General features: G+C 67.6%; 12 protein-coding genes and 1 tRNA gene. 2 read left to right on the top strand and 11 right to left on the bottom strand.

Going from position 1 to position 13,174, the window contains the following annotated elements:
- Nucleotides 1–187: 187 nt before the first annotated feature.
- From P2PM1_RS09665 to P2PM1_RS09645, 5 genes are read right to left on the bottom strand one after another with little or no spacing between them, the layout of a single operon-like run.
- Entirely contained in the window at nucleotides 188–967 is a 780-nt protein-coding gene (locus P2PM1_RS09665) for an SDR family NAD(P)-dependent oxidoreductase (RefSeq protein ID WP_186398914.1), read from the bottom strand.
- Between the two features lie 4 nt (nucleotides 968–971).
- Entirely contained in the window at nucleotides 972–1,499 is a 528-nt protein-coding gene (locus P2PM1_RS09660; protein WP_186398913.1) for a PPC domain-containing DNA-binding protein, read from the bottom strand.
- Nucleotides 1,496–2,092 carry a DUF296 domain-containing protein gene (locus tag P2PM1_RS09655; RefSeq protein WP_186398912.1) on the bottom strand — a complete coding sequence of 199 codons (597 nt, stop codon included), beginning with the start codon at nucleotides 2,090–2,092 and terminating at the stop codon, nucleotides 1,496–1,498. The genes P2PM1_RS09660 and P2PM1_RS09655 overlap by 4 nt, the downstream gene beginning before the upstream one ends.
- Nucleotides 2,089–3,699: an acyl-CoA synthetase gene (locus P2PM1_RS09650; protein WP_186398911.1), complete on the bottom strand. Its 1,611-nt coding sequence runs from the start codon at nucleotides 3,697–3,699 to the stop codon at nucleotides 2,089–2,091. Before P2PM1_RS09650 ends, P2PM1_RS09655 begins: the two co-directional genes overlap by 4 nt.
- Nucleotides 3,696–4,865 carry an acetyl-CoA acetyltransferase gene (locus P2PM1_RS09645; RefSeq protein WP_186389681.1) on the bottom strand — a complete coding sequence of 390 codons (1,170 nt, stop codon included), beginning with the start codon at nucleotides 4,863–4,865 and terminating at the stop codon, nucleotides 3,696–3,698. Before P2PM1_RS09645 ends, P2PM1_RS09650 begins: the two co-directional genes overlap by 4 nt.
- Before the next feature lie 135 nt (nucleotides 4,866–5,000).
- Here P2PM1_RS09645 and P2PM1_RS09640 point away from each other — a divergent pair, with 135 nt between their 5' ends.
- Nucleotides 5,001–5,462: an Lrp/AsnC family transcriptional regulator gene (locus P2PM1_RS09640; protein ID WP_186389682.1), complete on the top strand. Its 462-nt coding sequence runs from the start codon at nucleotides 5,001–5,003 to the stop codon at nucleotides 5,460–5,462.
- 146 nt (nucleotides 5,463–5,608) lie between these two features.
- Nucleotides 5,609–5,682: transfer RNA gene (locus P2PM1_RS09635), tRNA-Cys, on the top strand.
- 68 nt (nucleotides 5,683–5,750) lie between these two features.
- On the opposite strand, the gene P2PM1_RS09630 is transcribed toward P2PM1_RS09635, so the two are convergent.
- The 6 genes from P2PM1_RS09630 to dctP form a co-directional block, all read right to left on the bottom strand.
- Nucleotides 5,751–7,382, bottom strand: coding sequence for an amino acid adenylation domain-containing protein (locus P2PM1_RS09630; protein ID WP_186398910.1), 1,632 nt, complete (start codon nucleotides 7,380–7,382; stop codon nucleotides 5,751–5,753).
- Between the two features lie 75 nt (nucleotides 7,383–7,457).
- On the bottom strand, nucleotides 7,458–8,810 hold the full coding sequence (locus P2PM1_RS09625; RefSeq protein WP_186398909.1) for an SET domain-containing protein: 1,353 nt from the start codon (nucleotides 8,808–8,810) through the stop codon (nucleotides 7,458–7,460).
- A gap of 48 nt (nucleotides 8,811–8,858) precedes the next feature.
- Entirely contained in the window at nucleotides 8,859–9,536 is a 678-nt protein-coding gene (locus P2PM1_RS09620; protein WP_186398908.1) for a YggS family pyridoxal phosphate-dependent enzyme, read from the bottom strand.
- A 38-nt stretch (nucleotides 9,537–9,574) separates the two neighbouring features.
- Nucleotides 9,575–10,858 (bottom strand): TRAP transporter large permease, encoded by a 1,284-nt coding sequence (locus tag P2PM1_RS09615; RefSeq protein ID WP_186398907.1) that lies wholly within the window; start codon nucleotides 10,856–10,858, stop codon nucleotides 9,575–9,577.
- Nucleotides 10,855–11,571, bottom strand: coding sequence for a TRAP transporter small permease (locus tag P2PM1_RS09610; protein ID WP_186398906.1), 717 nt, complete (start codon nucleotides 11,569–11,571; stop codon nucleotides 10,855–10,857). The genes P2PM1_RS09615 and P2PM1_RS09610 overlap by 4 nt, the downstream gene beginning before the upstream one ends.
- A gap of 104 nt (nucleotides 11,572–11,675) precedes the next feature.
- Nucleotides 11,676–12,848: a TRAP transporter substrate-binding protein DctP gene (dctP, locus tag P2PM1_RS09605; RefSeq protein ID WP_186398905.1), complete on the bottom strand. Its 1,173-nt coding sequence runs from the start codon at nucleotides 12,846–12,848 to the stop codon at nucleotides 11,676–11,678.
- Between the last annotated feature and the right edge of the window lie 326 nt (nucleotides 12,849–13,174).

Genomic DNA, 13,174 nt, shown 5'->3' with positions numbered 1-13,174 from the left:
GCGCTTCCTGTCCTTGAAACGAAAATGGCCCGCGCCCCTTCCGGGACGCGGGCCTTTCCTGCGGCGGGGCGGGCGGGCCGTTGGAACCTGCGGCGCGGTTCCGTGACGCCCCTCCCGGCTCGTCGCGATCCGCCGGCCCGCATCTTGCGAAACCGGCGGGGGAGCTCGTGTTGTCTGTCGCCGGCCTCTAAATCCCGGCGGACAGGAATCCGCCATCGACCACCAGCACCTCGCCGGTGACGAAGCTGGCGGCCGGCGACAGCAAGAAGCCGATTGCCTCGGCGACCTCCTCCGGCGCGCCGTAGCGGCGCTGCGGAATGCGGTCGATCCAGGCCTGGCGCGCGGCATCGCTGTGCAGCCCGTCGAGCAGCGGCGTGCTGATCGGCCCCGGCGCCACCGCGTTGACGCGGATGCCGAGCGCGGTGAGTTCGCCCGCCATCACCTTGGTCATCGTCACCACCGCGCCCTTGGAGGCGCCATAGGCGGTGCGCAGCGAATTGCCGATCAGGCCCGACACGGAGGCGATGTTGACGATGGCGGCATCCGGCTCGCGCTCGGCCGCCACGAAGGCGCGCACGGCGAGGAAGGTGCCGACGACGTTGACGTCGAGCACCAGGCGCATCAGCTCCGCGTCGGTCTCGCGGAACGGCACGGCGCGGGCGATGCCGGCGGAATTGACGAGGCCCGACAGCGGCCGGCCGAACCGCTCCTGGATGCCCTCGAAGGCGAGTTGCAGGCTGCCCTCGTCGCGAATGTCGGCGCGGGCGCCGAACAGGCGGTCGGTGGCGCCGTCGCCCTCAGCGGAAAGGTCGGCAATCGCCTTGTCGAGCGCCTCGCGCGACATGTCGAGCAGGGCGACCTCGGCGCCGCGCGCCAGCAGCCAGCGGGCGGCGGCAAGGCCGATGCCCGAGGCCCCGCCGGTGACGATATAGCAGCGGTCCTCCAGCGACCGTAATCCGAGTGTCATACGCTCATGTCTCCCAGTTCCCCATACGTTCAGCCCCCATGCGTGCGCCCCCCATGCCGGCGGCCTGCGCCTCGCCGGCCGCCACCGTTCTCGCCAAGACTGTGTCCGCCAGTTCCGTTTCGCCAGGATGACAGGACCGCGCGCCGTCCGGCAGCCACTCTTCCAGCACCAGTTCGAAGGTCACGCAGACCGGATTGTGGCCGGAGACGAAGCGGCCGCCGCTGATCGCGCCGTTCGGCTCGGCGAGCACGCCGTGCAGCACCGCGACCGGCGTGCCGTCCGCATCCGCCTCGACCATGCCGCTCATGCCGATCACCTCCACCGCCGGGCCGCGCACCACCTTGATATGGCCGGAGGAAAAGGCGACGCAGGCATCGGTCAGGCTGCCGAGCCCGGCGCGCAGGAAACAATGGGCGAGCCCCTCGCTGAGGCAGATCTTCTCCACCGCCTGGACGAGATCCTCGTTGGGGTGGACGCGGGCATAGACGGTGCGGCCGGTGCGCCCGCTGACAAGCATCACCTCTGCGCTCATTGTCCTCCTCCTGAACGATCCAGCGGCCGGAACAGGGTGTGGTTGGTCTCCGCATCGGGAAGCTGGCGGATGTCGAACCCGTCGAACACCGTCATGCGGACCCGAACGCCCTCGCCGCCGATGCGGCTGGCGGCCGTGTCGAGATGGCCGCCGAACACCCGGCCCTCATGCGGTTCGGCGAACCAGGCATGGCAATGCAGCAGCGGCGCGCCGTCGGCGCCGATCCCCAGCGTCGCCGCCCCGCCAAAGACGCGAACAGGGCCGGCGTCCCGCATCGGCGTATAGGTCACCACCTGCGCGCCGCCGGGATCGGGCGCGGCAAGGCAGTAGATGCAGGGCTCCAGTACCCCCGACAGCAGTTCGAAGGCGGCCGGCCGCCACTCCCCGCCGGTCGCCGCGCGCATCGCCGCCACGAACGCCTCGACCAGCGGCGCGCCGGGGGCAAGGCGCACCAGACTGGAGCGCGCGCCCTGCCTGGCATCGCGGCCGAGGGTGATCCGTTCCCGCGCCACCGGCCCCGGCTGGCGCAGCAGGCGGGAGGCTGCGGGAAGGCCCCGGGTAAGTCCAGGGGCAAGACCGGCGGGCGCCCTCACCTCGCCCCCTCCAGAACCGGCGCTTCGGCGAGACGGCTTTCCAGCAGCTCGCGCACGGTCTTCTTGGTGATCTTGCCGTAGCCGGAGCGCGGCAGCGCGTCGAAGACGACGAAGCGCTTGGGGATCTTGTAGCCGGCGATACGGGTCGCAAGATCGGCCTTGAGCTGCTCCGGCGTGATCTCGGCGCCCGGCTGCAGCACGATGGCGGCAACGCCGACCTCGCCCCATTTCTCGTCCGGCATGCCGACGACGCAGGCCTCGGCGATGGCCGGATGGGCGACCAGCTTCTCCTCGATCTCCAGCGGATAGATGTTGGAGCCGCCGGAGATGAACATGTCGGAGGCGCGCCCGGTGATGAACAGGAAGCCGTTCTCGTCGAAATGGCCGATGTCGCCGGTGCGGAACCAGCCGTCGCGGAAGGCCTCCGCATTGGCCTTCTCGTTGCGGTAGTAACCGTTGAACACCGCCGGGCCGATGACGCAGATCTCGCCGTTTTCCAGCGGCGGCAGCGGTCTGCCGTCCATGTCCTGGATCTCGATCTGCATGCCGGTGCGGGCATAGCCGCAGGTGCCGACGCGCACGCCCGGCCCATCTTCCGGATCGTGCAGATGCGGCGGCAGCACGGTGATGTTGCCGGTCACCTCGCCAAGGCCGAAATACTGCACCAGGCAGCGGCCGAGCTTGCGCAGCGCCGTCTTCTGGTGCTCGCGCAGCATCGGCGCGCCGGCATAGATGACATGACGCAGCGAGGAATGGTCGTAGCGGTCCACCGCCGGGTCGCTGACCAGCGCGGTCAGGATGCTCGGCACGGTGAACATGTTGGAGACGCGGTGGCGCTCGATCAGGCGGAACGCCTCGTCGGCGTCGAGGCTGCGCGAGGCGGTCAGCACGGTGGTGACGCAGCGCGCCACCTGGATGAGCTGGTGAATGCCGGCCCCATGCGACAGCGGCGCGACGACCAGCGAGGCATCGTCCGAGGTGGTGCCCGGCATCAGGTCGGCGAGGTGGTTGGTGATGACGAAGGCCATCTGCCCGTGGGCGAGCACCGCCGCCTTCGGCTTGCCGGTGCTGCCCGAGGTGAAGAAGAACCAGCAGGGATCGTCCCGCTCGACCGGCGCTGCCCGCAAGGGCGCGCCGCGCCCCGCCGCCACCAGATCGGCATGGACATGCTCGCCGTCGCGCCCCTCACCGATGCAGATGACGATCCGCGCCCCGGCGTCCCGCGCCGCATCGGCATGGGCGGCGAATTCCGGCTCGTAGATGATGGCTTTCGCCTGCGAGGAACTGGCGATATGGGCGACGTCGTCCGGCAGGATGCGGAAATTCGTCGGCACCCAGACGGCGCCGAGCTTGAACACCGCGAACATCGTCTCGAACATCTCGACCGAGTTGCGCGACTGGACGATGACCTTGTCGCCGAAGCCGAGGCCGAGCCCGGCGAGCGCACGGGCAAAGGCATCGACGCGGGCGTTCATCTGCGCCCAGGTCACGCTGCGCTCGCCATGCACCACCGCCAGCCGCTCCGGATGGCGGCGGGCGGCCTCGGTGAGCAGGTCGCCGAGGTTCATCACCCGGTTGGACATGCGCTCGGCGCCTTCCACCCTCATTTCAGCCGCTCCAGGATCGAGACATAGTTGGCAACGGCCGCCCCGCCCATGTTGAAGACGCCGGCAAGCTCCGCGCGGGGAAGCTGCATGTCGCCGGCTTCGCCGCAAAGCTGCATCGCCGCCATCACATGCTGCGAGACGCCGGTGGCGCCGATCGGATGGCCCTTGGACTTCAGCCCGCCGGACGGGTTCACCGGCAGGCGGCCGCCGAAGGCGGAAATGCCCTCGTCGATGATCCGGTGGCCCTCGCCCTCGCGGGCCAGACCCATCGCCTCATATTCCAGCAGTTCGGCGATGGTGAAACAGTCATGGGTCTCGACGAAGGAGAGATCGGCGACGCCGACCTTGGCCCGTTCATAGGCAGAATTCCAAGCGCGCGCAGCGCCTTCGAAGGAGGTCTTCGAGCGGCGGCTGAGCGGCAGGAAGTCGTTCACATGCTCGGCGGCACGGAAATACACCGCGCGCGGGGCGGTGGTCAGGGCGGTATCGGTGTCGGCGATCACCATCGCCGCCGCGCCGTCGGAGATCAGCGAGCAGTCGGTGCGGCGCAGCGGGCCGGCGACGATCGGGTTCTTCTCCGAGACCTCGTTGCAGAAGTCGAAGTCGAAGGGCTTGCGCATATGGGCGTAAGGATTGGCCATGCCGTTGGCGTGGTTCTTGGCGGCGATCCGGGCAAGGCTGGCGCGCCGGTCGCCATGGGCCTGGAAATAGGCCTGGGCGATGTTGGCGAAGACGCCGGCAAAGCCGCCCTCCACCTCCGCCTCCTCCTTGCGATAGGAGGCGCCGAGCAGGATGTCGCCGACCTCGGGCGTCGGGGTCGCGGTCATCTTCTCGACGCCGACGACCAGTACGCGGCGGGCACGTCCACTCTCGATCTGGCGGAGGCCGGCATGGATTGCCGCCGAGCCGGTGGCGCAGGCGTTTTCCACCCGCGTTGCCGGGGTGAAGCGCAGCTCCGGCACCGCGAGGGCGACCAGCGAGGCCTGGAAATCCTGTTTCGCAAAGCCATTGTTGAAGGTGCCGAGGAAGATCGCGTCGATCTCCGAGGGACCGACATCGGCATGCCGGAGACAGTCGCCGACGACTTCGGCAATCAGCTCCTCCGCCCCTGCCGCATCCGATTTGCCGAACCTGGAATGGGCCCAGCCGATCATGCAGGCTGCCATCGCGCTCCTCCCTGCGACATTTCACCAGCATCTTCACTATAGAGCCGGAATTCCGGCTGATCTTGTCTTTTTGAGCCGCCCGAATAGACTATCGCGCATGAAACTCGCGCGCTGTCGCGCAGCCGGAGCTGAACCATGCAGCCGCTCGACGATACCGATCTGAAGATCCTCCGCGTGCTGCAGCAGGACGGCTCCCTCTCGGTGACCGAAGTGGCCGAGCGAGTCGGCCTGTCGCAATCGCCCTGCTCGCGCCGGATCAACCGGATGATCGAGGACAAGGTGATCCTCGGCCGCTCGATCATCCTCGACCGCCGCAAGCTCGGTTTCGACGCGACCATCCTGGTGCGCATCAAGCTGTCCGGCCATGGCCGCCAGTCGATCTCGGTGTTCCAGGAGGCGGCGCTGAAGATCCCGGAAATCCAGGTGGTGCAACTGATGCTCGGCGAGTTCGACTTCAACCTGCGCGTCGTGGTGCGGGACATGGATCACTTCCAGACCCTGTTGCGCGAAAAGCTGGTGATGCTGCCGGGCCTGCACGAAATCCAGAGCACGGTGATCCTCGAAGAAACCAAATACACCACGCATCTGCCAATATGACTGCCGAATATCCGGCTCCGAACGCCCGTTTAGCCACTTTTAATATTATATATATTGATATCATTATTATAATTGAACTATGAACAGCAGGGCAATAAGGTCTCTCTACAGGAACGGCGCAGCGAAACGCGCTCCGGAACACCTGCGGCCTCGTGGCGGAATGGCGACGCAAGGGATTGCAACTCCCTAAATCCTGGTTCGACTCCAGGCGAGGCCTCCACTCCCTTCCCTTGCAACGATCTCCTTGCAGCGATCGCCTTGCACAGCTCTCCCCGCGGCGATCCCGGCTCAGGCGGGCTGCGGCGTGCGCTCCTCGCAGGCGTCCTCCTGCCGCCGGCGCAGGGCCTGGCGGTCGATCTTGCCGGTGGAGGTGCGCGGCAGCAGGTCGACCGGCACGAAGCGCTCCGGCACCATGTAGTTGGGCAGCAAGGCGAGGCAGTGCCGCTTCAGCGTGCGCGCGTCCGGCGCCTCGCGCTCCGCGATGAAACAGGCGGTCAGCGTGCGGGTGCCTTCCGCGTCGAGCTCGTCGATCACCGCCACCTCGCTGATGGCGTCGTGGCGCAGCATCGCCTCCTCGACCTCGCCGATATTGACGCGGAAGCCGCGGATCTTCACCTGGGAATCCCGCCGACCGACATAGTGGAGCATGCCGCCCTCGCCGATGCGCACCAGGTCGCCGGTGCGGTAGATCGGATCGGGGTAAAGGTCGTGGCGCGGGTCCTGGACGAACTTCGCCGCCGTCATCGCCGGATCGCCCCAATAGCCCTTGGCCAGCGTCGGCCCGCGGGCGCAGAGCTCGCCGACGGCGCCCTCCTCCGACAGCACCTCGCCCGCCTCGCCCAGCACCAGGACCTCCATATGGGCGCAAGGCACGCCGATGGGCAGCGGCCCGTCGCCCGGCAGCTTGGTCAGCGCGTGGCAGGTGACGTCGTTGATCTCGGTGGCGCCGTAGATGTTGTGATAGCGCGCCTTCGGCAGGCGGGACATCAGATCGCGCAGCTCCGCCGGCGGATAGGGTTCGCCGGCAAAGAAGATCAGCCGCAACTGGTCGAATTCCGGGCCCGGATCGCCGAGCTGGCGGGCGATCATCCGCAGCACGGACGGCACCGACTGCCATACGGTCACGCGGCTTTCGGCGATGAAGCGCACCAGATCCGTCGCCATGAAGGACAGGCCCTGCGGCACCAGATGCACGCAGGCGCCATGCGCCAGCGCCGTCCACACGTCGAACAGCGACAGGTCGAAATGCAGCGGCGAATGCGAGGCGACCCGGTCCTGTGCCTGAAGCTCGAAATACGCCCCCGCCCAGTCGGAAAAGGCGACGATGGCCCGGTGGCTGATCATCACGCCCTTGGGGCGGCCGGTCGAGCCGGAGGTGTAGAGGATATAGGCGAGGTCCTCGTCGATGATCTTCGACGGCGGCGGCGCGGCCGCCTCGCCCCTCTCCTCGCCACTCTCTTCGCCTTCCGGCTCCAGCATCACCGAAGCGATGCCGCGCGCGTCCGGCGACAGCGCCAGCGGCACACCGCCCGTCACCAGCACCGGCGGCAGTTCGCACCCTTCCGCCGCCAGCGCCTCCAGCCGCTTGGCCTTGGTCCCTGAGGAGATCAGCATCGACGGTTCGCAGTCCTGCAGGATGCCGGCAAGGCGCGGCGCCGGCCCGGTCGGGTCGAGCGGCACGCAGATCGCGTCGGCCATCATCACGCCGAGCAGCGCGCCGACCGCCTCCGGCGACTTGTCGAGCCAGACCGCGACCCGGTCGTCGCGGCGCACGCCGCCGGCATGCAGGGCGCGGGCGATGCGGACGGCAAAGTCCTGCAGCTCCGCCCGCGTCCAGGTCGTGCCCTCGAAGACGATGGCGGCGGCCTCCGGTGCCTGCCGCGCCAGAGCCTCGAGCAGTCGCGGAATGATGCGCGCCATCGTCGTCGTCTCCTATCCCTTTGTTTTTACGCAATTCCGGACGGAAAACCGGTTCCCACTTTTCCTGGAATTGCTTCAGATGTCGTAGCGGCCCATCAGCCAGCCGAAATACTGGAAGCGGGGGCCCAGGAAGCGCTCGGCCTTGCCCCACATCTCGTCGTCGGTGATGTCGCTGGGATACTTGCGCCCGACGGCGCTGCGCTCGAACAGCGGCCGCAGCAGGGTCAGCGCCAGGATGTAGAAGAGGTCGTGGTCCATCTTGTAGGACTTGCGCCGGTCGCCGTCCCAGCCGCCGAGAATGTCGTCGCGGTGCTTGGTGAGCAGCGCCAGATGCGGGATGAAATAGCCCCACATCCGGCGCGAGATGGCGCGGATCTCGGCCTCCGGCACGTCGGGGAAATAGCCGGCGATCTTCGCCGCGATCGGATCGAACTCCATCAGGTTATGAATCGTGTATTTGCCGAGCGCGGTCGGATAGCCGAGCTTGCCGACCATCCGGTAGATGGCGCTGGCGAGGTCGCGCCAGGCCTGCATCGCCTTTGCCGCCTCCGGCAGGTGGTTGATGTCCTGCACGGAATCGAGGTCGATCAGGAACAGCCGCTTGCTCTCGACCGAGTAGACGAAATTGCCCCAGTCGCCGGAATAGCGGTAGAGCTCGGCCAGGGAGAAGTCGTGCAGCAGCTTGCCGGCCTCGCGGGCGAGCTTGCAGATGACGGCAAGGCGGACGCGCTCGTCGTCGGGGTCGCCCTCGACGCCGAGCGCCGCGCGGATGTCGTCGTAATGGGCGTCGAAGGCCGGATCGCTGCCGCGCGCCATGCCGGCGCCGAACAGGATCTCCGAGATGCGGTACGCGGCGGCGCCGGGCGACAGCGTCAGCACCGCGCCCATCGGCTGGCCCTGGAAGGTCAGGTTGCCGCCATACTCGATCACCGCCAGCGGCGCGATGGTCGGCACGCCGTGGCGCACCAGCCGCTCGGCCGACCAGAACTCGCGATGCGCCCGCTCGTGGACGATGCCGCCGATCGGGCTCGGCGAGCTGTAGGCATACTTGTACTCGCCCTCGTTCGAGATGCCGAAATGCGGATAGGTGACGAGATATTCCAAGAGGTCGGTCAGCGGCGGCACCGGATCGTTGCCGGCATCGTCATGCAGCTTGTTGGAATATTCCGCGTCGCCCGGCAGGATCGGGTTCCACAGGCCGACGCCCTTCAGCTTCGCCGCATGGAAGGTGACCGAGGGGTCGTCCTTCAGCGCGATCGGCTCGTTGAGGCTTTCCCAGGAGCCGCGGCCGCGCCGGGTGAAGGTCGGCACATGGCCGTTCCAACTGGCGATGTCGAGCAGGCGCTGGAACTCGCCGTCCGAAATGGTCAGGCCGTCGAACTGGTGGGTGATCCGGTAGTCCAGCTTCTGGTGAGCGTTGATGTTCATCGAATAGCGTCCTGAATGAAAAGGAAAAGCCGGGTCAGGCATAGGCGATCAGGCATAGGTTCGGGCGCCGAAGATGGCCGAGCCGACGCGCACGCTGGTGGCGCCGTAGATCACCGCCTTCTCGTAGTCGCCGGACATGCCCATGGAGCGGCGGGCGAGCCCCGCCTTGTCGGCAAGCGCGGCCAGCAGCTCGAAATGCGGCGCGGGGTCCTCGCCTGCGGGGGGAATGCACATCAGCCCCTCGATGGTCAGCCCATACTCGTCGCGGCAGCGCTCGACAAAGGCGATGGCCTCGTCCGGATCGATGCCGGCCTTCTGCGGCTCGCGCCCGGTATTGACCTGCACATAGAGCCGCGGGCTGCGGCCCTGGCGGGCGATCTCGCGGGAAATCTCGGCGGCGATCTTCTCCCGGTCGACGGACTCGATCACGTCGAACAGGGCGACCGCGTCCTTCGCCTTGTTGGATTGCAGCGGCCCGAGCAGGCGCAGCTCGATGTCGGGATATTCGGCCTTCAGCGCCGGCCATTTCTCCTGCGCCTCCTGCACCTTGTTCTCGCCGAACACGCGGGCTCCGGCAGCGATCACCGGGCGGATCGCGTCAGCGTCGAAGGTCTTGCTGACGGCGACCAGCGTCACCGGGCCGGGATCGCCCTCGCGCACTTCCTCCGCCGCAGCGATCTTCTGCAGGACTGCGGTCAGCCGCTCCACCGATTGATCCTTGGTCATGGTCGTCACTCTCTGTGTCGGTTGTGGATAAGAAGGCCTCACACGCCCACGCCGAACAGGCGCGGCACCAGCAGCGTCAGGATGGGAAACAGCGCGCACAGCACCACGATCACCACATGGGCAAAGGCGAAGGGCAGCGATTCCCGCACCGCGCTTTCGTAGGGGGCGTTGGCTATTCGCGCGGCGGTCATCAGCGTCAGGCCGACAGGCGGGGTGATGTTGCCGAGGTTCAGCGCCAGCAGCATCACCATGCCCGCATGCAGCGGGTGGAAGCCGAGCTCGACCAGCGCCGGCGCCAGCACCGGCACGGCGATGATGATCGCCGGCAGCACGTCGATGAACATGCCGATGACGACGAGCAGCGCTGCGACCGCGAGGATCTGCACCACCGGGTTGTCGCTCATGGTGGCGATGGTCTCGGCCGCATGGCGGGCGATGCCGGAGCGGGTGACGAACCAGCCGAGCACGTTGGAGGCGCCGAGCAGCAGGAACACCACGCCGCTGAAGCTGACGGTGGAGACCAGCGACTCCCACAGGTCCCTCCGGGTCAGCCGGCGATAGGCGAAGCCGCCGAGCGCGAGCGCATAGATGCAGGCGATCACCGAGGCCTCGGTCACCGTGGTCAGGCCGGTCAGCACGCCGCCGAGAATGACCAGCGGAATGCCCATGGCGGCGAGCGCGCTGATGCCGGTCGAGACGATCACCGAGAGCATCACCCGCTGGTGGCTGGCATAGCCGCGCTTCCACGAGATGATGCCGCTGACGATCAGCATGGCGAGGCCCATCATCAGCCCCGGCACGATGCCGGCGGCGAAGAGGCCGAGGATCGAGATGTCGCGCAAGGTGGCGGCATAGGCGATCATGATGATGCTGGGCGGGATGATCGGCCCGACGATGGCCGAGCAGGCGGTGACGGCGGCGCAATAGGCGGCGCTGTAGCCCTCCTTGCGCATGGAGGGGATGAGCGTGCGCCCGATCGCTGCCGTCTCGGTCACCGCCGCGCCGGTCAGCCCGGCGAACATCAGGCAGGTGGTGACGTTGACATGCGACAGCGCGCCGGGCACCCGGCCGAACAGCGAACTGGCGAAGGCGATCAGCCGCTCGGTCAAGCCGGCGCGGTTCATGATCTCGGCGGTGATGATGAAATAGGGCACGGCGATCAGCACGTAGCCGGAGACGCCGGAATAGAAGCGGTCGGCGAGAATGCCGAGGAAATCCGCCCCGCCGATGGAATAGGCGCCGATCATGCCGGCCGCGGTCAGCACCAGGCCGAGCGGCAGGCCGATGAACATCAGCACGACAAAGGCGAGAGAGGCGCTCATCCCGCGACCTCCGCGACGCGGCGCGCCGGCGTCGGTCCGGCCGCTTCCGCCAGGCCCGGCGGCGATATGCCCGCCTCGGCCGGTCCGTCGCCGTAATCCAGCCCCGCCTCGGCGGCCTCGATCTCCTCCGCCGCCGCGCCGATGGCGCCGCGCTCTTCCAAAAGGGCCATGCCGTCGACGAGGTGCAGGCACAGGATCGCGCCGGCCACCGGCACGGAGGCCGCCGTCCAGTGATGCGCCACCTGCAGGCTGGAGGAGATGATGTAGAGGTTGCTCGCCTCGCGGAAGAAGCCGAACCCGTACCACAGCAGCGCCAGGGCGAAGAGGCCGATGGCGGCAAGGTTGATGCCCTGCGCCAGCCGTGCGGCCCAGCGAGGCAGCATCCGCGCCACCGCGAGGATGGCGATATGCTCGCCATACTTGAAGGCGACGGTGATGCTGAGCATGCCGAGCCAGGGCAGGAACAGGCGGAACAGCGAGGGCCGGGTATTGGCATAGGCGAAGGCGAGCGGGCCGCTGTCGAACAGCGAGGCCTGGCCGAGCCGGTGGGCCAGCGCCAGCCCCATCTCCAGCACGATGCCCGCCGCCGAGATGACCAGCATCACGGCGAGCAGCAGGGCGCAGACGACGATGGTCGCACGGTTGACCGCGTCGCTGGCCCGGCGCAGGGCGCCGACAAGCGCTCCCGGCCCAAGGGTGGAAGTCGTGCTCATGGGGTGTCTTCCCGGTCGGCTCGGCTGAAACGGGCGCGGCGCGGCGGTGGCCGGCCGCGACGGGCGGGGATGCGCGGGCACGCCCGGCCTCCCCGCCCTTCCGGTCAGTCGAGATAGATCTCGATCGCGGAGCGGTTCAGGTCGGCATGGATGCGCTCGACCTCGGCGCGCAACTCGTCATAGAGCGCCGCCTTCTCGCCGAATTCCTTCACCAGCCACTCGCGATAGATCGGCTGCGCGATCTCCCGCATCCGCTGCTTCTCGGCATCGGAGAGGATGTGGCACTGCTCGAACTTCTTGCAGGAGTTGACCCAGCCGACGACGGTGATCTGCGCGGCGATGCCATGCGCCATGGCGACCGCCTCGCGCGCGGCGGCGACGATGATCCTCTGGTAGTCTTCGGGCAGTTGCGAGAACCAGGCCTCGCTGACGCTCCAGGTGATGGTGTTGTAGACGTGGCCGCTCCAGGTGGTGAAATTGGTCACGTCGTAGAGCTTGAAGATGTCGTTGACGCCCGGCGCATGGAAATGACCGTCGACGAGGCCGGTGGCGAGACCGGTCTGCAACTCGCCCCAGGGCAGCGGCGTCGGCGAGGCGCCGAGCGCGCGCATGATCGTCATATGCGCCTGGTTCTCCTCGACGCGGATGCGCAGGCCCTGCAGGTCCTCGACCTTGGTGATCAGCCGCTTGTTGTTGGCGAAGGCGACGAAGCCGCCGCCGTCGTCGAGCGTGCCGAGGTAGCGCAAGCCGCTTTCCTTGACCATCGGCTTCATGAACGCGGCGAACCACGGGCTGTCGAAGAAGGTCCAGGCCGTCCGGTAGTCCGGGAACAGGAACGGCGAGGTGATCATCTCGTAGTTGCGGTAGAAGGAGGCCTGCGTGCCCGAGCCGAGCATGACCGACTGGATGGTCTTGCCGGCGCGGGTCTGCTGCGCCGCCTCGACCTCGCCGCCGAGGGCGCCGTTGCCGAAGACCTGCACGTCGATGTCGCCGTTGGTGGCGCTCTCGACAAGTTGCTCGAAATGCTTGAGGGCCGGCGCCGTCTCGTTGTTGGTGAGATCGTCCGGGTAGAGATGGGCGATGGTCATGGTGTAGCGGGCGGCCTCGGCCGGGCTGGTCCAGCCGGCCGCGAGCGCCAGCGCCAGGACGCCGGTCAGCAGCAGTCCGCGCAGACCGGCGCGGCCGGACGAGCTGCCTTGCGCGCGGCTGCGAATTGCCTGCGCAGTACCCTTGTTACTTATACGTGGGAAGCAACAACAACAGTCTCCGACCGACATAATTCCCCTCCTCAAGCGAATATTATTCTATTCGATTGTAAGTTGAGGATAGGAAACCGCCCTTTTCCGGTCTAATTCTATTTTGCTATTTCTTGTGACTGTCGCAACGTAAATCGAGAGCGGCGCATAAACGCCAGCGGCCGGGGCCTTGCGACCCCGGCTTGACGTCCGGTCTCCGGCGTCCGGTCCATGATGTCCGGTCCATGACGTCCGGTCTGCACTCTCTCCAGGCGCCGGCAGCCCCGCCGCGCCTGCGAAAACCGGCCCGTCCGGCCTCCGGCACCCTCCTCCCATCAAAACGGGGTGCGGAAACCGGACGGGCGGCC

It is taken from the genome of Stappia sp. P2PMeth1 (genome assembly GCF_900185735.1).
Classification (GTDB): Bacteria; Pseudomonadota; Alphaproteobacteria; order Rhizobiales; family Stappiaceae; genus Stappia.
This window is presented reverse-complemented; position numbering and strand designations above follow the sequence as displayed.

Bases quoted from the DNA above. Each gene is read 5' to 3' on its own strand.
- dctP (WP_186398905.1), bottom strand. From the start codon at position 12,848: ATGTCGGTCGGAGACTGTTGTTGTTGCTTCCCACGTATAAGTAACAAG.
- P2PM1_RS09615 (WP_186398907.1), bottom strand. From the start codon at position 10,858: ATGAGCGCCTCTCTCGCCTTTGTCGTGCTGATGTTCATCGGCCTGCCG.
- P2PM1_RS09620 (WP_186398908.1), bottom strand. From the start codon at position 9,536: ATGACCAAGGATCAATCGGTGGAGCGGCTGACCGCAGTCCTGCAGAAG.
- P2PM1_RS09610 (WP_186398906.1), bottom strand. From the start codon at position 11,571: ATGAGCACGACTTCCACCCTTGGGCCGGGAGCGCTTGTCGGCGCCCTG.
- P2PM1_RS09645 (WP_186389681.1), bottom strand. From the start codon at position 4,865: ATGGCAGCCTGCATGATCGGCTGGGCCCATTCCAGGTTCGGCAAATCG.
- P2PM1_RS09640 (WP_186389682.1), top strand. From the start codon at position 5,001: ATGCAGCCGCTCGACGATACCGATCTGAAGATCCTCCGCGTGCTGCAG.
- P2PM1_RS09665 (WP_186398914.1), bottom strand. From the start codon at position 967: ATGACACTCGGATTACGGTCGCTGGAGGACCGCTGCTATATCGTCACC.
- P2PM1_RS09630 (WP_186398910.1), bottom strand. From the start codon at position 7,382: ATGGCGCGCATCATTCCGCGACTGCTCGAGGCTCTGGCGCGGCAGGCA.
- P2PM1_RS09660 (WP_186398913.1), bottom strand. From the start codon at position 1,499: ATGAGCGCAGAGGTGATGCTTGTCAGCGGGCGCACCGGCCGCACCGTC.
- P2PM1_RS09625 (WP_186398909.1), bottom strand. From the start codon at position 8,810: ATGAACATCAACGCTCACCAGAAGCTGGACTACCGGATCACCCACCAG.
- P2PM1_RS09650 (WP_186398911.1), bottom strand. From the start codon at position 3,699: ATGAGGGTGGAAGGCGCCGAGCGCATGTCCAACCGGGTGATGAACCTC.